This window comes from Mucilaginibacter sp. PPCGB 2223 (assembly GCF_001705515.1).
In the GTDB taxonomy this organism is placed as follows: Bacteria; Bacteroidota; Bacteroidia; order Sphingobacteriales; family Sphingobacteriaceae; genus Mucilaginibacter.
This window is the reverse complement of record NZ_MDJS01000001.1, coordinates 326,561-345,264: the sequence shown is the minus strand read 5'-3', so window position 1 is coordinate 345,264 and position 18,704 is coordinate 326,561. Positions and strand designations below refer to the sequence as shown.

The window sequence follows — 18,704 nt, the reverse complement described above, 5'->3', positions numbered from 1 at the left end:
ATCAGTTAACCACCATTCGACAGATATTATAGATTTGTTACTATGATCTCTATATCTAAACCCAGCAAGTTTTTTTTCAGGCTTTTAACCGCATTTATGCTGTCGCATTTTTCTGCGGCTTCGCAAAAGGCGGTCAACCCGGTCATTTATGCCGATGTACCCGATATGTCCATCATCAGGGTTGGTAAAGATTATTATATGAGCAGTACAACTATGCACATGAACCCTGGGGTGCCCATCATGAAATCTACCGACCTCGTTAACTGGCATATTGTTAATTATGCTTATGATACCCTGGCTAACGTAGATGCCCTTAACTTAGCTAACGGAAAAAATGCTTATGGCAAAGGCTCATGGGCAAGCAGCCTGCGATACCATAACGGTTTATATTATATAAGTACTTTCGCTCAGACCACTGGTAAGACTTATATTTACTCAACCGCCAATATTGAAAAAGGGCCGTGGAAGCGGGCTTCTTTCAGTCCGTCGTTTCACGATAACTCTTTGTTTTTTGATGACGACGGGCGGGTATACCTGATAACTGGTAACGGTAAACTGAGGATTGTTGAACTTGAAAAAGATGCATCCGGAATTAAGCCTGGCGGAATTGATCAGACACTGATTGAAAACGCAAGCCTGCCCTCAGGCAACAAAGGCGGCTTAGGTGCAGAAGGCTCCCAACTTTTTAAGATTAACGGTAAATACTACCTGTTTAATATCGCCTGGCCCCGGGGCGGTATGCGCACAGTGGTTATACACCGGGCAGATAAGATTACCGGCCCTTACGAAGGAAAGGTTGGGCTCCAGGATTTAGGCGTAGCGCAGGGAGGTCTGATTGAGGGACCGGACAACAATTGGTATGCTTACCTCTTCCGCGATTTTGGTGCGGTAGGAAGGGTACCCTATCTTGTTCCGGTAGAATGGAAGGATGGGTGGCCGGTAATTGGCATTAACGGCAAAGTGCCTGAGATGCTGAATCTACCGCCGAATAAAAGTTTAGTTCCGGGAATTATAGCTTCGGATGATTTTGACCGAAAGAAAGGCGACCGTGCATTGCCGCTGGTTTGGCAATGGAATCATAACCCGCAAAACGAGTTATGGTCGGTTAATGCCCGAAAAGGTTTTTTGAGATTAACTACCGGACGCCGGGACACCGATTTTTTAACGGCAAGAAACATGTTAACGCAGCGAACCTTCGGCCCCGTTTGCAGCGGCAGCATCGCGGTTGACGTTACTCATTTAAAAGACGGGGATATCGCAGGCCTGGGCCTGCTGCAAAAAAATTACGGGCTGGTAGCCATTAAAATGGAAAACAAGCAATACCAGATCATTATGGTTAATGCGGGCGGCGGTAAGCCCGATACAGTCCAAACCATACCGTTAAAGCAGGCTGTTGTTTATTTTAAAGCCGAATGTGACTTCCGCGACCGGAAAGATGTTGCTCATTTTTTTTACAGCCTTGATAACCACGTTTGGCAACCCATCGGCACCCCTCTGAAAATGGCATATACGCTCCCCCATTTTATGGGCTACCGCTATGCCCTATTCAGCTACTCAACAAAAACGCCGGGTGGTTTTGCCGACTTTGATTTTTTTCGCGTACAGGATCAACTGACAGAACCGGGCAATTAACACCCGGTTTCAAAAAAACTTTTTTTTCTCTGAATTAAATTAATTAATGTGCTGTTTCGGTTACCCGAACAGCCATTTTTTTGTATTTTGCATACAAGTGTTATATTCTTGAACATTTGTTGGCCTCGCTACTATGTTTGTCGGGTATATTTGGAGAACAGTTATAACCAAACCCTGCAGCGTTTCGCCCGCAGTTCCCGCGATAGTATTCGCACTAAGTAAACTAAAATGATAAACAAGAACGTGTTTCTTATGAAACGCAGCGCAATTTCTTTCGATCGGAAGGTATACTCCCTGCGAAGGATTTTCCAGGTGCTGGCGATTTTGCCCCTATTTTGGATTGCATTTGGAGCACATGCGGTGGCTCAGCAAATCAAATTTACCAACCTGTCTACCAAAGACGGGATGTCTTCCAATTCAGTTAACAGTATAGTTAAAGATAAATTTGGGCTAATATGGATTGCGACGCTGGATGGCCTTAACCGGTACGATGGTAAGGATTTTAAGGTTTACCGGCTTGGCGGAGCCCCTAAGACCGGTTTTGGCGCAAAAGAAATTAACGTCATCCGCGAAGATAACTTTGGTACGCTATGGGTGGGCACCATGGGCGGTGGGCTTTATGAATATGACAGGAAACTGGATACCTTTCGCAATTTTAATAATCAGAGGGTAAAAAAACTACAAAGCGGTTACATCATTTCCTTGTATTGCGACAAGCATGATATTCTTTGGGTGGGCGCAATGGGAGGATTATATAAAATAAATACCAAAAACAACGATTTGGTACATGTTCCAACTGGAGGCAACCAACCCGGAACGATTACCTCGCGCGGCTTTACCTGTATTTGCGCTGACAGTTCTGACCACATTTGGGTCGGTACATTCGGCGGTCTATTCAGATCAGATGCCTCTCACTCAAAATTTGTTGCTTTCAGACATCATGACGAAGATAAGAATGGATTGCCATCCGACTTTGTATTGACACTTGCTACCGATAAGAAGGGACAACTGTGGGTGGGTACCTTGAACGGGCTTGCCAGGCTGGAACCAGATGGCAGCCATTTCACCACTTATCGGTATGATTATCGAAACGATCATAGTTTATGCAACAATATCGTCAACGCTATCTCCGCCGACAGCAATGCTGTTTGGGTTGCCACAGAAGGTGGCTTGAACGTTATTGATAACAAAACCGGTTTAATTACGCGGTATCAGCATGACCCAAGAAATCCTTACAGCCTGAGTAGTAAATCTATTCACTCTGTTTACATCGATCCCAGGGGAATATACTGGGTAGGCACGTATGAAAGCGGCATTAGTAAATACGATAAAAACCTCACCTTGTTTAATGTAGTTAAGGATAGTAATTTTGACCCGCAGGGTTTAAGCTGGCCGGTAGTATCATCATTTGCCGAGCGTAAGGATAGCGATATGTATGTCGGCTCCTATGGAGGTGGGCTAAACCTATTTCACGTTAAAACCGGGTTGTTTAATCATATCCAAATCAATTCAAAACAAAAAATTACCGCCGGCGGATTATCTATTCTTTCCATGCTGATGGACCGTCATCAAAATCTATGGATAGGAACTTACCAGCACGGACTATTCCGCTATGATACCCGCTCCGGTTCTTATGAACAATTCCTGGTAAACGGGGTAAAATACGATAACAATCAAAACAACATCTTCTCTTTGGGGGAAGATATTCAGGGCCGGATCTGGGTTGGGACAAATGGTGCCGGAGTGACCATCATTGATCCTGCCACCGGAAAAAAACAAAGGATGGTCCCCTTTCCCCATAGCGAGGATGAAATAAAACTACCGGTAAACGGTTATATACGCGATTTTCGGCAGGATCAGGATGGTTGCATGTGGATTGCCAGCTATGGTGCAGGTTTGACAAGATACCACCCGCAGAGCGGCAAGTTTGATACTTATAATCCCCAAACCACGGGCTTTCCGTTTGATCATATCCTGTCAATGCTTATTGATGAACAGAACAACGTATGGGTCGGAACCGGGGGTGATGGTCTTTTTAAGATCGACCTGCGGACAAATAAGATCACAGCATATACTGCGAAAAATGGGTTATCAAATGGTGTGATTCATAAAATCATCCAGGGAAAAAATGGCAATATCTGGGTTAGCACCAACCATGGGCTGTGCGTGCTGAATACGAAGACAAACAGTATTGTCAGCTATTCGCAGTATAACGGGCTGCAAAGCGATACTTTTTATGACTCATCCGGATTACTTGCCGCCGACGGCACTATCTATTTTGGCGGAGTAGCAGGCTTTAATTACTTTAAAGAAAGCGACATCAGAAAAAACAACAATGTCCCTACGGTAATGCTCAACCAGCTCAGTATTAACAATGCGGTGGTTAAGCCCGACCCGAACCATACAATTAACGAGGCTATTGAAGTGGCCAAGGAAGCCCGAATTCCTTATAAAGAGAGTTTTGCGATCAGTTTTATTGCCTTAAATTATACCCTGCCTCATCAAAACCGTTACAAGTATTTCATGAAAGGGCTTGATAAAAACTGGGTGGATGCAGGTGGTAACACTACTGCTTATTATACCAATCTCGATCCCGGTACCTATACTTTTATGGTGAAAGCGTGTAATAATGACGGACAATGGAACAAACAACCGGCAACCATAAAAATTATTATTCCGCCACCTTTTTGGATGACAGGCTATGCTTATTTTATTTACCTGGCTTTAATTGCCGGCTGTTTGTGGCTCATCCGGCGGAACGGCATTAAAAAGATCAGGATAAAGATGGAAGCCGACCAGGAGCGTAAAGCGGCTGAAGCAATGCATGAACTGGATTTGATGAAAATTAAATTTTTAACCAATTTAAGCCACGAGTTCAGAACGCCCGTTTCGTTGATAGTTGCACCGGCAGACAAATTGCTGGCCATGCAACCCGATCAGGAAAGCCTCAGCCAGTTAAGGGTGATTAAACGCAACGCCAGGCGCCTGCTCAACCTGGTTAACCAGCTACTTGATTTCAAGAAAATTGAAGAGCATGAATTACGGTTGAACTGCTCTGAGGGAGAAATCGTCCAGTTTATCAGAGATATAACTGATTCTTTCCGTGATCTTGCAGAAGCCAAGAATATCCATTTTTCTATGGCCAGCAATTTAGAGGCTGTTTATTGCCTGTTCGACCATGATAAAATTGAACGGGTTTTATTTAATTTACTATCCAACGCCTTTAAATTTACACCTCCCTCGCGCCAGGTAATTGTCACCATTACAGGAATGTACAGCGAAGCCGAAAACGCGTATGAGATCATTATTTCGGTTAAGGATAACGGTGTGGGCATGACCAAACAGGAGCTTAATAGAGTATTCGACAGGTTTTATCAGGCAGAGGCACCCCTGTCTGTTCTCAACCAGGGTAGCGGAATCGGATTGGCGATCACTAAAGAACTGGTTAATCTGCATGGGGGTGATATCACTGTTCAAAGTGAAAAAGAGCAAGGCAGTACATTTACAGTAAAACTTAAGTTTGCAGCCTCATCAGAAAAACATGATCAGGCAACTACGAGTGCAAACCACTCCCCGTTCAAGCAAATAAAAGCACATAACCTGCCCCAGGCTAATAATATCCCTGCCGACTGGGCCCATGTATTGGTGATTGAAGACAACGACGAATTCCGTAACTATTTGGTGGATGCGCTGGGCGCAAACTATAAAATGAGTTCGGCGATTGATGGCCGCGATGGCTGGCAGAAAGCACTTGCACTTCACCCTGACCTGATCGTCAGTGATATCAGTATGCCTTATATAGATGGTATCCAGTTAAGCAACAAACTAAAATCTGATAAAAGAACCAGCCATATCCCCATCATTTTACTCACTGCTCACGCCCAGCAGGAGGATCAGCTTATTGGTCTGGGTTCGGGCGCAAGCGATTATGTTACCAAGCCCTTTAACTTTGATATTTTGAATATCAAGATCAAAAATTTACTTAATCTGAATAAAAAGCTCAAGGAGACATACCAAAAACAAGTGAAGGTGCTTACTGAAGAAGGCACGGTTGAATCCTCAGTTGAAAAATTTATTAAAGACGTGGCGGTCTACGTAGACCAGAACATTCACGATCCGAGATTTTCAATTGAAGATATCAGCCACCATTTCAACATGAGCCGCGGATCATTTTATAATAAACTCATAGAGTATACCGGTCAGCCACCGGTCGAATTTATCCGCAATCTCAAATTAGAAAAGGCAACTGTATTGTTGAAGAAAACCGACCATACCATTGCTGATATCGCCTATCAGACCGGGTTTCCTACACCGCATTATTTTTCCAAATCATTCAAAACTAAATATGGTACCCTACCCTCTGAGTACCGGCAGCAATTCCATGAAAATTATGTTAAATAGAAAGTAACCTTATATGGCCGATTTACGAACCAAAAATTCACTGATCACTAATATATCTATACCGGTTCCTAAGAAACAATCCAAAGCATCCTGGGGTGTACAAACGATGGGTTCGTCCATTCGGTTAAATGAGGTGTTGATGAGCATGGGGCAGCCGGTTAACTCGAAGAAGGTTCTAATTAACTGATAAAAATCAGGATGATCAGTTGCGTTAACCGTTTGCAGACGTGCCGAGTAATCGACATGGGTAACTGCCGGAATGACCGAGCGAGCGCGTTTAATTGATGGAACATTGGTTTCGCCCTGTTGCTGATCTGCGATCCTTTTATCGCTTCTCACATCTCCTACCATCAACATATAAGGGCTTTTTACCCCAAGATCAAAATAATCATCTGCAAACTCTTCCAATACTGCCGGCGCAAACGGCCTGAAAGATTCGCGGAACTTTATTTTTTGGTTTAACAAACTTTGCATCTCCGGGTTCCGCGCATCTGCCAATATACTTCTGGCACCCAGCGCCCTGGGCCCAAATTCCATACGCCCGTTAAAGTAACCAACAACCTTACCGCCTGCAATTTCGGATGCAATGGTCGAATAAAGCTGCCTTTTCTCATATTTCTCATAAGCAAGACCGGAAGCGTTCAATGCCTGGAGCACCTGATTGGTGGTACATTCAGGGCCAAGCAGGCTATTTTGCATCCTGTCTTGACTGGTATTCAGTCGCTTATTGTCCAGATACTGGTGATATACTGCCAGCGCTGCCCCTAAAGCCCCTCCCGCATCGCCTGCGGCCGGTTGCACCCAAATATTTTTGAAGCCCGAAAGCTTCAGGATCTTCGAATTAACTACACAATTAAGGGCAACACCGCCTGCCAGGCAAAGATTTTCTATCCGATGTTTGGCATACAATGCAGTAGTGATCTTCAACATGATCTGCTCGGCAGCTGTTTGTATCGATGCCGCTATATCCATGTGCTTCTGGCTTATAGGTTCGTCGGGGTGGCGCCTCGCAGCATTAATTAATACATCGAAATGCTTTGAGGTCATCGTTAACCCGGTAGTGTAGTTAAAGTACTTCATGTTGAGCTGAAAAGAACCATCGGATTTCATATCAACCAATTCGTCAAAAATGATATCCAGGTATACCGGTTTACCATAAGGTGCAAGCCCCATTACTTTGTATTCATCGCAATTAACCTTAAACCCCAGGTGATAGGTGAAAGCCGAATACAACAATCCTAAGGAATGAGGAAAAGCGATATAACAATCAGGTTGAATATGGTGCCCTGCGCCTATTGAGACCGAGGTAGTTTCCCATTCTCCCACACCATCAACCGTCAGGATAACGGCAGATGAAAATGGCGAAGCATAAAAGGCCGACGCCGCGTGAGATTGATGATGCTTACAAAACAATAACTGTCCTTCGCCTGGCCGCCACTCCTGGTCGATTCTTCGAAGCGCGTTGACCAGCATTTTTTTAAAGTACAGCTTTTCTTTAAGCCATATTGGCATCGCTTTTAAAAACGGCCGGATACCATAGGGTGCAGAAGATAAAAATGTCTCCAGCAGGCGTTCAAACTTTAAAAAAGGTTTCTCATAAAACACAATATGGTCCACATCACTCAATCGGATACCAGCATATGCCAGGCAATATTCGATACTCTTTTGCGGAAAAGCAGCATCGTTTTTTATACGGGTAAAACGCTCTTCCTGAGCGGCGGCAAGAATAGCCCCGTCTTTTATCAGGCAGGCCGCGCTGTCGTGATAATAGCCAGATAAGCCCAGGACGTACATCGCAGTTAAAACAAAGAGTAGATAAACGGCGCCAGGGCCGAGCTTTGGGCTGCAACCAATAGTGTGCCGAATATAATCAACAGCAACGCTAATGGCCAAAGCCAATACCGTTTCCGGTATTTTAAAAATTTAAGAAAGTCGAGTAAATCTCCCATTAATATTGATTTTTAAAGTGATCGTTAGTGTCGCTCGGACTCTCTTGCCAATAGGTACTGGTACTATCCCGGTTAGATCTCCGTCTCTGTTTAACGAGCAAACGGTGCAAAGTAGCGATGGGGCTAAGCACAAAATAATAAAAAACCGTTAGCAAGATGTAAGTATTAACCACTCCCATAATAAAACCGACCTTTTCCCATAGTATTTGCAATGGGGAAAGCCAATATGGTTTTAACCACGCTAATAATAGCAAGCACGGGCCTATCCCAGCTAACACTGGGCTATTTTTACCTTTTAAAAAATATTGCCCGACTGTATAGGTAATTAAGATACCGCCGACAACCAGGCCGAAACTGCGATTTTTTTTTATCATCCTTTTTGTCTGAGCTTTACTTCCTTGTGTAAAAGGCTGTCGGCAATACCCAATTTTTTGTATGCATCAGATAGTCTTCCCATCGCAGCGTTATCACCCGGATTAGCTTGTAAAAAGTTTTTGTCTGCCTGTATCCCCATCAATATCTCCCGCACTTTATCCTGTTGCGCTGGTGGCAGTTCCGGAACGACTGATAAAGCTGCAGCGATGCTATTGCCTCTCAAATACATTTTTATTGCCCTCGCCACATAGCGGCTATCAGGATGGATATAATTAAGGGCGCAATAATAAACCGCAGCCATCTCAAAACGGCCAAGTTCGGCATTTAGATTCGCTGCTAAACCACAAAATGCTTCATTCTCAGGATACTCCAGGTTCATTGCTTCTGCGATCCTGACCTGAGCAGATTTATCATTTTTATCAACCGCGCGCTGATATAGCGCGCTCATTGCATCTTTCCATTGAATATCGTTATAGGTTACCCGGTGAGCCAGGGAATCTGCAAGGTCAACCTGACGATCAAATGATTTGGGCAAGGGTATGTTAAACGGCCAGCCTTTTTTAAGCAAAGCAATCTGGTATTCGCCTGCCAGTGAGTCCAGTTTTGTGATCGGCATCCCGCTCTCAAGCTCATTAAAGGTTAATCGCCTGAGCGGCCTGTCTTTAATCAGTTGCTGCTGGTCGAACGACCTGAAAAATGCATCTGCAAGGATACCATAGCCGTGCAGATTAGGATGAACATGTTCTAAAATAGTTTCCTTTCCGATGATCCGGTGAGGTGAATTCTCGCCGAACAATTTTTTTGCATCCACTAAATGAACCGCAGGATACCTTTTAACCAGTTCATCTATTATGCTGTTGATTGCTTCGGGTGCCCGGAATCTCAGTTCATCGAATTCCTTTGCGTTTTGATAGTAGTTTTTCGCGAGTTCAAAATTACCTTTCTGATAGGCGAGTTTCCCCGACTCGTAACTCTCATTAGCTGAAAGCAAACCTGTACCGGCACTAATAAAAGGTGGCTGATCTTTTTCATTACTCACCACATTGCTCAAAAAAAGAGGAATGTGGCGCTCGTTATATAAACGGCATAACTCATTCATATTATTCCTGAATTGCCTGATTCCGGCATAATACGTGTCAGATTTGTATGCTATTGTTTGTTGCGCAGCCATCCGCTTCATCAGGTTCTCGCGTGTATCTGTTGCCTTTCCGGATGGTTTAAAACGATTAAACAGGTTATTCATCAACTGAAATATTCTTAATTCGCGTATGCATACAATGGCTTTAACAAAAAAGCGATTACTGCCGATATAATTGGCCGACCCGACTCCCATCGCCCCATAATATTCGTTGTGGCCAGTATAAACCATTACAGCATCCGGCTGATATTGCATTACCTGCTTTCCGAAATCAAGCACGGCGTAAGAATTCAGGGCCGTCATGGCTACGTTTATAATCTCGAATTTTCGGCCGGGATACATTTGCATTAATCGAAACTGCAGCCATCTGTGAAATGCCCCGTTATGAAAATAGGGATAACCTATCGTTGTTGATTCACCTAAAACGAATATTCTATAGGTACGGTAGCCCTTATTGACTTCAAAAATTTCACTGCTCCCTTTTGTTGCGTTGACCGTATCAGAGAAAAATTTTTCAGATGCATACGGATTGACCTGCAGATACCGGCTATTAGAATAAGCTACAAAGAGGCTGGTATTGTGCCCATAATTGGACCAGCGCAGTACACTCTCTGTAATGGCCAGGATAATTAAGGGCAATAAAATGGCCAAAGCTTTAAATATCAACAATTTATATCGTCCGGCTTTTTTCCCCATTATTAGAAAAGATTAAAAAACAACGAAGCGGAAAATCCGCTTCGTTGAACTCACTTTATACACTAAAGAATAATTAGTAGCCGGGGTTTTGAAACAGCCTTGGGTTTTGCGCAATTACCGGTAAAGGGATCGGGTCCAGATACATTTTCTGAAGGAAAGTATGCGGGTGATTCAGCGGAATTACCTGGTACTGCCAAACGCCTTTGTTATCAGTCGGCGACGAATTGGTGATTTGCATTGCATGTTTATCAACGTTCATTACGGTCATCGCCTGTGCCCACCGGATGATATCGTAGAAACGCTTATTCTCGAAACAAAGTTCAACGCGGCGCTCCTGCCAGATGGCTGCACGCATCTGCGCCTGTGTAAGGCCTGGTGTAAGATTTGGCAGGCCGGCGCGGGTGCGGATTTGGTTAACAGCCGAATAAACAGAAGCGTCAGGGCCTGCTGCCTCATTCTGTGCTTCGGCATAGCCTAACAAAACTTCGGCATAACGAAAATAGATAAAGTTGGCACCGCTTGACGAACCATTACCCGGGCGCGCCAACGGATTTAACTTCTTCTTAAAATAATAACCGGTGTTACCCACATCGGCGCTGCCGAAGTCGATTTGATTGAGCGAAGGATGCACCTTGTCTATACGGGTATAAATGGTATCCGTTTTTGGCATCCATGTCATATAATATGGCGCGCCGTCATAAACTATCCAATCGTAAAATCTTGGCTCACGACCTACATAAGGATGTTGCGGGTCGTAACCCGATGTTGGATCGGCAATCGACTTTCCGTTGGCCATAAAAAACTGATCTACCAGCTCCTGTGTCGGGTCATAATTCCCCCAGGTGTAGTAAGTACCCAGAACATATACCGGGCCGCCATATTGCTCGAAAGTTGAACCTATAGTATTAGCCACTGCCTGACGATCGAATACAACCTCCTTATTATATTTATTTGCCTCGTACCAAATCGCCGTCGGATCGGCAAACAGACCGTATTGAGTTCCACCCCAATTGGTTATAAATTGTTTGAAAGTTGCCGCAGCAGTTGCCCACCTCGTAGCATCGTAATTGCCAAAACCGGCCACCTGATGCGGATCGGCCCCTGCGGCAGGCACGCTGGCGTTATAAGCGGGACTGGCGGCATTCAATTGCAGCCAACCTTTTAACATTAACGCCGCTCCCAAGGTCGCTCTTCCGGCATTAGCATCTCCCTGATTATATTTTACCGCCAGGTAACCATTATTTACAACCGTATCCAACGATGTGGTGAGGAAATTAAGCGTTGCCGCATAAGTACTTCTTGGTTTGTACAGTTCGTTGCTATCGGCTGAAATGTATTGTGGCGACATAATAATTGGCAGGCCTCCTATATGCAGAAACAGGTTGCTGTAGTAAAAAGCCCGCAGGAATCGCACTTCATCGATGCGTTTGTTAATCCATCCGGTCGAAAAATTTTCGTGGAACTTATTAACTTCCTGGATAAAAGTATTGCATTTACGGATGGTGGTATATGCATCGGTCCAGTTATATCTATTGATATCTGCCGGGCCGACCGAGCTTCCCCAGATGGAATAATTAGTAGATGATGCATCCAGGATACCTTGTTTCCAATTCCATGAGCTATAATAGATCCCTGCATCATTATCATCTGTAAAATTGTCCAGGTTTTCCGGCGCGTTATACAAATTCGGCAGGTTATTGTAAATGTCATTCAGGAAAATATCTGCATTTCCTTCAGAGGCCCACTGCGTGGTTTCTGTTAAGCTTGCTTTGTTGGTATTATCGAGTATGTCCTTCTTGCAGCCTGCTAATACGGCAGTTGCAAGGATCGCACTGATAACAAACAAGGTTTTCAATTTTTTGATTGTTTTCATATTCTGTATCTTTTTTGATATTAAAATGAAGCGCTCAAGCCTGTGGTAATTACTTTTTGATTAGGATAAGCCGTTTCGCCGCTGCTGTAACCTTGCTCAGGATCCATAAAATTGAGTTTGCTGAAGGTTAGGTAGTTTTGCGCTGTTACGAACACTCTTAACCTGGTCATCCCGATCCTTTTGATTATGGAAGACGGTAAGGTGTAGCCTAATGAAGCTGTTTTCAGCCTTAAGTAACCTGTATTGATGATCCACCAGTTCGAACCTTGGGTGTTGTTGGCGTAAGGCGACGAATCTACCCTTGGGTAAAGCGCATTCTGATGGGTTGGCGTCCAGCGGTTATTATAGTACTGGTAGGATGTATTGCTGTTATTACTTGCGAACGGCGTGGTCTGGAAGATTCCTCCAATGTTAAAACTTTCCTGTGCCGAGCCCTGGAAGAACAACGAAAGATCCACCCCTTTCCATGAAATAGTAGGTGTAAATCCGTAGGTGATTGCCGGATAAACAGGGTTACCGATAGGAACCTGGTCATTAACGTCTATCTTTCCATCGCCGTTTACGTCCTGATACTGGATATCACCGGGGTGTAGCGTACCAAATTGAGTTACATTGTATCCGTCCTTGGCATCTATGATACCGTCGCCATTTTTATCATCAGCGGTGCCAAAAATTTTGATGGCATTATAGCCAAAAACTTCGCCAAAAGGACGCCCGGTACGACGTCTATTGGGGTTGTTATAGGTTGACGGTGATTCAAAAATTTGAACCATCTTGTTTTTGGAATAGCTGAAATTACCATTCATTGATATGGCAATACCGTTTGCGAATTTGTGCTGTGTAGCCAGGGTAAATTCAAAACCAGAATTATCCATGATACCCGCATTTTGCTGAGCAAGCGCCAAGCCGTATTCCACAGGGACGGTTACAGAAGGCGCCAGCAGCATGCCTGTCCTTCTTTCTGTAAAATAGTCGGCGCCGATGGTAAACAAGCCCTTTAAAATAGTGGCATCAAGACCAATATCGGTTTTGGCAGAAACTTCCCAGGTCAGGTTTGGATTGGCTTCCTGAGGCTGATAAGAGCCTTGTACTACCTGCCCGTTACCAAATGCATACGAGTTTGAATACAAGTTATAGCCGCTCAAATACTGATACGGATTACCCGCCAGGTTACCAGACTTACCCCATGAGCCGCGAAGTTTCAGGTAATCTACAAACGAAACGTTTGACATGAATTTTTCTTTGCTTATTACCCAACCCGCCGAAAATGCAGGAAAGTAAGCATACCTATGGCCGGGGGCAAAATAATAATGCCCGTCATACCTGCCCGTAGCTTCCAGTAAATATTTTCCGTCATAAGCATAATCCACCCGGTAAACGTAACCAACCTGGCTGCCTGTCGATGAAGAGCCATTCAACCCCCGATCATTGGCATTTGAGCTACCGAAATTCAACTCATCGATCGTTAACTGGTAGTTATTCAGGCTGGCCCCGAAGTTTAGCTGTGAGTTGTTTTTTTCTTCGACTACCAGCAAGCCTGTGATGTCGCTCTTTCCAAAAGTATTATGGTAATTGACATAGCCATGATAGGTAAATGAGTTGTTGGCATAGTAGTTTTCGTACAGGGAAGTCGTTTGCGTGGCCGAACCCTCTGATGTGGCAATTGCACTCGAGAAAGTGTATGGCGTGGTAGTAGTATTAACAACACTGTAAAAATAAGGCTGGTGCCATCCCTTTTCTATATAGTTATACGGGTCATAAGCAAAATCGGCCTTAACACTCAAGCCTTTAATAAACGGCAGTTTCTGTTCAATGCTAATGGTGATCAACTCCGTAGTTTGATTCTTGCGGTAGTAGCCACCCGAATTAAGAACACCATATGGAGAGTTACCCGCAGATGCTCCATATTGACCATTTGACCATACCAAGGCCTGGTTAGGGATATATTTCAACAACCCTCGGAATAGCTGAGGTGTTGAGGTACTGGCGTCGATACTGTTGGTGTTTTCGAACGCCCCGTGGATCGACCCCGAAACAGTTGTTGTTGCAGTTGCATTTACATCAAGATTTAAGTTGTAATCATATCTGCGGTAGCTTTCGGCGCTAAACATACCCTGTTGATTCAGAACACCGATATTTGCAAAATACTTGACATCTTTAGTTCCACCTGTGAGTTGCAGGTTGCTTTGGGCAGTCGGCGTATTCTTATTCGGAACTGAAGCAACCGCATTGCTGCTTGGATACAGATCCGGGTTTTGTGCATTAAGATTTACATAGTTATCAATTGTAGCCTGAGGATAAGTTAGCGTAGTAGGTGAGCCCCCGTCGTTCAGGTAAGCTTCGTCAGTTAACCTCATATAATCCTGCGCGTTCAATGGTTTTGGTACGTATGTAGGATTTTGAACGCCGTATTGCAGGTTGAAAGTCAGCGTAGGTGCCCCTGTTTTACCACGTTTTGTTGTGATCAGGAATACACCATTGGCTCCCGCCAAACCATAAGGTGCAACGGCAGCGGCATCTTTCAAAACGGTTACCGACTCTACAGACTCCGGATCGATCTGGCTGATGTTGTTTCGTTGTATACCATCGATTACGATCAGCGGGCCGTTGCTACCGGTTGTGCCGATACCGCGAATATGCAGGTCCGGATTATCGTAACCCGGCTGCCCGCCATTTGGGCGCATACTTACCCCGGCCACATTACCTGCCAGCGAATTTGAAATGTTTGCTACAGGCGCAGTCGCCAGCACGTCTCCTTTAACAGTTGAGACGGCAGCAGTTGAGGATGATTTCTTTTGCGTACCGTAAGCTACAACGATCACCTCCTCAAGCGATCTGCCGTTTTCCTGAAGCGTTACATCAAAAGCGGTTTTTTTGCCTACAAGAAGTTCCTGGGTGGCATAACCTACGGCAGAAAATACGAGGGTCGCATTTTCGCCGGGCACATTGATCTTGTAATGCCCGACCGCATCGGTAGACGTGCCCGTCTGAGTACCTTTAACCATAACTGTTACGCCTGGTATCGGCTGCCCTTTTGCGTCCTTTACCGTGCCTACGATGAGAATCTCCTTGAGATTTATAGTAACCAAGGTATGCAGATCCGTTATGCTCCCGCGATTGATTGCTTTGAGTGACGAGGCTTGAACATCATGTTCTACTACTAACAGCAAAGCTGATAGGACAGATAATTTTAATGTCACCCGTGCAAAAGGTTGAATAAATTTTCTTTTCATACTAAAAATCTAATGTTTATAATAAGAGGTTATAATTGGTGATGCCTGGTAAGGCGTTAAGCTGCCCTAACTGGCGGCCTAATTGGTTAGTTTTGGTCTTTTATTTTCCCATTTATTAAAATTTAGGTTCACACTCCGTTTACTTTATGACAGCATCGTGCATCTTAGTATTCGTACAAAAGGACTGGATCGGCGTATTGTCGAATGCCGAAACTGTTGGTTATAATTGGTGGGATCAATGGACAGATCCGTTGAAATAAAATTATTTGGATAGCGAACTCCGGAGAACAACTTTTTGATTTAAATACACAACTCTCGTACAGAGAATAATTTAACTATCTAATAAACAGTGTATTAAATCAAATAATAGAAATTAATATGCAAGAGCCAGAAAAATTAAGGCTTTAATATATTTTGAGCCGGTTATGCCAAAATCAACAAAGTTGTTATCGAAATGATAGATAGTGGTAGCTGGATCGCCTGTAAATAGAGAAATTAGTATTGTTGAGTTTCTTTAACTCACGTCTCAATTCCCACCCACAGAGGGTTTGGTTGTTATAACTGACAATACAAACAAAGGACAGCGCGAGGCTGTCCTTTGTTTGTTATCTGCAAAACTAAAATTAATTGTAACGCCGCTGCGTTAGGAGTGTATGGTAATTTTAACAGATTTCAGATCGCTATCAGCCGAACTTGTTCCGTAAAACAACTCATATTCTCCTGGCGAAACCTGAACCCGGTAATTATCTGCGTTATAGAATTCAAACATCTTAGGTTCCAAACTGATGGATGCCGTTGTGCTTTTTCCGGCTGCGACAGGTAAGCGTTTGAAAGCTCTGAGGGTCTTTACCGGTCCATCCGGATCATTAACTTTCCGCACGTATAACTGTAGTATTTCTGTACCATCAATCTTACCTGTGTTAGCTACCGGCACACTAAATTGGATAGCCTCGTTCGGAGCAATAGTAGTTTTATTCAACGTTGCTTTTCCAATCTCAAATGTGGTATAACTCAAACCGAACCCAAACGGGAACAAAGGCGCGTCTGTCATAAATCTGTAGGTCCGTCCTTTCAGATTATAGTCGCTAAAGTCGGGCAGTTGCTGTGTGTTTTTATAAAAAGTTACTGGCAGATGCCCGGCGGGGTTATAATCGCCAAATAATACATCTGCTACTGCCTGGCCTCCAAATTCGCCGGGATACCATGCCTGTACAATGGCATCGCAATTGCTGGTTTCGGGCACCAAAGCGATAGCTGAACCCGAGCAATTTACAAAAACCACCTTTTTGCCTGCTTTCTTTAGCGCAGCCATACACTCCCGTTGAACCGCAGGTAACTCAATATCCGTACGGTCGCCTCCCTTAAACCCGGGCAGTTGTACCGGCATTTCTTCTCCCTCTAATTTAGGCGATATACCTCCGACGAAAATTACCACATCCGCATCTTTCACCTTGGCAAGCAACTGATCATATGCGATAGGAAATTCTTTGCCGAAATTAAACCCCAGGCTCGCTGCCCAGTTGTTTACCTGGCGATAATCCACTTCTATGTTGTAGGTCTTCCCTGCCTCAACCTGATAATTCGCTTTTGCCGGCAGCGCCCTCCAGCCTCCGCTTCTCAAAACCGATTGGCCGTTTACCTTAACTTCGGCTCCCCCTGTTGCTTCCAGTTTAAAAGCGATTTCTCCGCTAAATGTTGGTTTATATACCGTTTCATATTTTGCCGAGAAATTTTCGGTAGGCACGCCTTGCGCAAATTGATGAGCGCCCATAGTTGTTAAAGCGATAGGGCTTGTAATCTGCTCAACAATTACCGGGTCTCCGGTCATAGTCCGGTTGCTCCAATAAGTAGCCTTTAGCCCCGTCTTGCCGTAGATACTGGTTTGTGCAATCTCGGTCTCCACCACTTTGTCTTCTGTTAAGTCGCAGGCTTTGTCATAAATAAGCTGGCTGTCTGCTATTTTAGATTTGATACCTTCAAGGATATTCACTGTTTTAGCAGGCGTCCCGTTATAATTGCCCCATAGCATCTGGTTGTCGTTTGCATTAGGCCCTATAACAGCAATTTTTGGCAGGCTTTTATTTAAAGGCAACGTATTGTTTTTATTTTGCAGTAAGGTGATGGTTTCGCGGGCCATGTCAAGCGCTAACTGTTGGTGTTGAGGCGAATTAACGACACTTAACGGAATCTTCGTCCACGGTACCAGATCATCTTTATCCATTTCGCCCAATTCAAAGCGCTGGGTAAGTAAGCGGATAACACTGGTATTAATATCCTTTTCTTTTATTAAACCTTTAGCCACAGCTTTAGGTATTTCGTCGTAAGCGTATCCCGCGCATTCCACATCAGTTCCCGAAAGAACTGCTTTTGCAGAGGCGTGTGTAGCATCTGAAGAAGAATGGTGAGATCTATAAAAGTCGGTTATAGCACCGCAGTCCGAAACAACCAGGTATTTAAATTTCCAATCATCTCTTAATATCTGTCCAAGCAGCCGGCTATTGCCACAGCAGGGTTCATCGTCGAGACGTTGATACGCACACATTACTTCGCGTACATCCGCTTCGGTTACCAGCGATTTGAACGCCGGCAGGTAAGTTTCCATTAAGTCCCTGGCACTCACATCGGTAACATTCATTTGATGACGGCTCCATTCTGGCCCTGAGTGAACGGCATAATGTTTAGCGCATGCCAGAAGTTTCCGGTATTTCGAATCTGCAGGCCCCTGCAAACCTTTAACTACAGAAATACCCATTCGCGAAGTGAGATAGGGATCTTCGCCATAAGTTTCCTGCCCCCTTCCCCATCTCGGGTCCCGAAATATATTAACATTTGGCGTCCAAACTGAAAGATCATGAAAACGTTGACTTTCGCCCTTTTTCCGATAGTCATTATTTTTTGCCCTTGCTTCATCTGATACGGCATCAAATACATGAAAAAGCGTTTGGTCGTCAAAAGAGGCTGCCATGCCAATGGGTTCAGGAAAAACGGTAACTGGGCCCTGGTTAGCGTACCCATGCAAGGCCTCACTCCACCAGTTGAATTTTTTTATACCCAATCTGGGCACAGGATCGGAAACATCTTTCATTAATCCAACCTTTTCTTTTAAGGTGAGACGCTTAACCAGGTCTTTTGCCCTGACTTCAGACGATAATTTTGGGTTTTGATAGGGCAGCAATACCTGCTGTGCATGTAAGCCCAACTGGCAAAGCACCAGTAAGGGAGCGATAATTTTTTGTTTAAAGTTCATATTTTAATATCGGTATTAGGTTTGGAGTGGTTCTCCTTTAGTTAATGGTGATTCAAAGGTATTTGCGAAAATGCTTTGTGAATGCCACGAATGTGGAAATGAATAAAACAATAGTACAAAAAAACGCCTGTGCAGAGCTGAAAGTCCACACAGGCGTTAT

At 44.2% G+C, this 18,704-nt stretch carries 8 protein-coding genes; 2 read left to right on the top strand and 6 right to left on the bottom strand.

Annotation, left to right across the window (positions count from 1 at the left end; translation table 11 throughout):
• Positions 1-42 precede the first annotated feature (42 nt).
• Both BEL04_RS01435 and BEL04_RS01430 read left to right on the top strand, forming a co-directional pair.
• Positions 43-1,632 carry a glycoside hydrolase 43 family protein gene (locus BEL04_RS01435; protein ID WP_083227717.1) on the top strand — a complete coding sequence of 530 codons (1,590 nt, stop codon included), beginning with the start codon at positions 43-45 and terminating at the stop codon, positions 1,630-1,632.
• A gap of 252 nt (positions 1,633-1,884) precedes the next feature.
• Entirely contained in the window at positions 1,885-6,033 is a 4,149-nt protein-coding gene (locus BEL04_RS01430; protein WP_175403975.1) for a hybrid sensor histidine kinase/response regulator transcription factor, read from the top strand.
• 9 nt (positions 6,034-6,042) lie between these two features.
• Here the strand turns inward: BEL04_RS01430 and BEL04_RS01425 are convergent, their stop codons facing one another.
• The 6 genes from BEL04_RS01425 to xyl3A form a co-directional block, all read right to left on the bottom strand.
• Entirely contained in the window at positions 6,043-7,827 is a 1,785-nt protein-coding gene (locus BEL04_RS01425; RefSeq protein WP_065999391.1) for a carbamoyltransferase, read from the bottom strand.
• Positions 7,828-7,832: 5 nt separating this feature from the next.
• A complete protein-coding gene (locus tag BEL04_RS24555; RefSeq protein ID WP_254659504.1) occupies positions 7,833-7,982 on the bottom strand; it encodes a DUF5989 family protein in 150 nt (49 codons plus the stop codon).
• A 370-nt stretch (positions 7,983-8,352) separates the two neighbouring features.
• On the bottom strand, positions 8,353-10,191 hold the full coding sequence (locus tag BEL04_RS01415; protein ID WP_065999387.1) for an SGNH/GDSL hydrolase family protein: 1,839 nt from the start codon (positions 10,189-10,191) through the stop codon (positions 8,353-8,355).
• Between the two features lie 73 nt (positions 10,192-10,264).
• A complete protein-coding gene (locus BEL04_RS01410) occupies positions 10,265-12,064 on the bottom strand; it encodes a RagB/SusD family nutrient uptake outer membrane protein (protein WP_065999382.1) in 1,800 nt (599 codons plus the stop codon).
• Between the two features lie 20 nt (positions 12,065-12,084).
• A complete protein-coding gene (locus tag BEL04_RS01405) occupies positions 12,085-15,153 on the bottom strand; it encodes a TonB-dependent receptor (RefSeq protein ID WP_217493592.1) in 3,069 nt (1,022 codons plus the stop codon).
• Positions 15,154-15,940: 787 nt separating this feature from the next.
• Positions 15,941-18,544 carry a xylan 1,4-beta-xylosidase gene (xyl3A, locus tag BEL04_RS01400; RefSeq protein WP_065999380.1) on the bottom strand — a complete coding sequence of 868 codons (2,604 nt, stop codon included), beginning with the start codon at positions 18,542-18,544 and terminating at the stop codon, positions 15,941-15,943.
• Positions 18,545-18,704 lie beyond the last annotated feature (160 nt).

Excerpts from the sequence above, each read along its gene's own strand:
- BEL04_RS01435 (WP_083227717.1), top strand. The coding sequence starts at position 43 with ATGATCTCTATATCTAAACCCAGCAAGTTTTTTTTCAGGCTTTTAACC.
- BEL04_RS01430 (WP_175403975.1), top strand. The coding sequence starts at position 1,885 with ATGAAACGCAGCGCAATTTCTTTCGATCGGAAGGTATACTCCCTGCGA.
- BEL04_RS01425 (WP_065999391.1), bottom strand. The coding sequence starts at position 7,827 with ATGTACGTCCTGGGCTTATCTGGCTATTATCACGACAGCGCGGCCTGC.
- BEL04_RS24555 (WP_254659504.1), bottom strand. The coding sequence starts at position 7,982 with ATGGGAGATTTACTCGACTTTCTTAAATTTTTAAAATACCGGAAACGG.
- BEL04_RS01415 (WP_065999387.1), bottom strand. The coding sequence starts at position 10,191 with ATGGGGAAAAAAGCCGGACGATATAAATTGTTGATATTTAAAGCTTTG.
- BEL04_RS01410 (WP_065999382.1), bottom strand. The coding sequence starts at position 12,064 with ATGAAAACAATCAAAAAATTGAAAACCTTGTTTGTTATCAGTGCGATC.
- xyl3A (WP_065999380.1), bottom strand. The coding sequence starts at position 18,544 with ATGAACTTTAAACAAAAAATTATCGCTCCCTTACTGGTGCTTTGCCAG.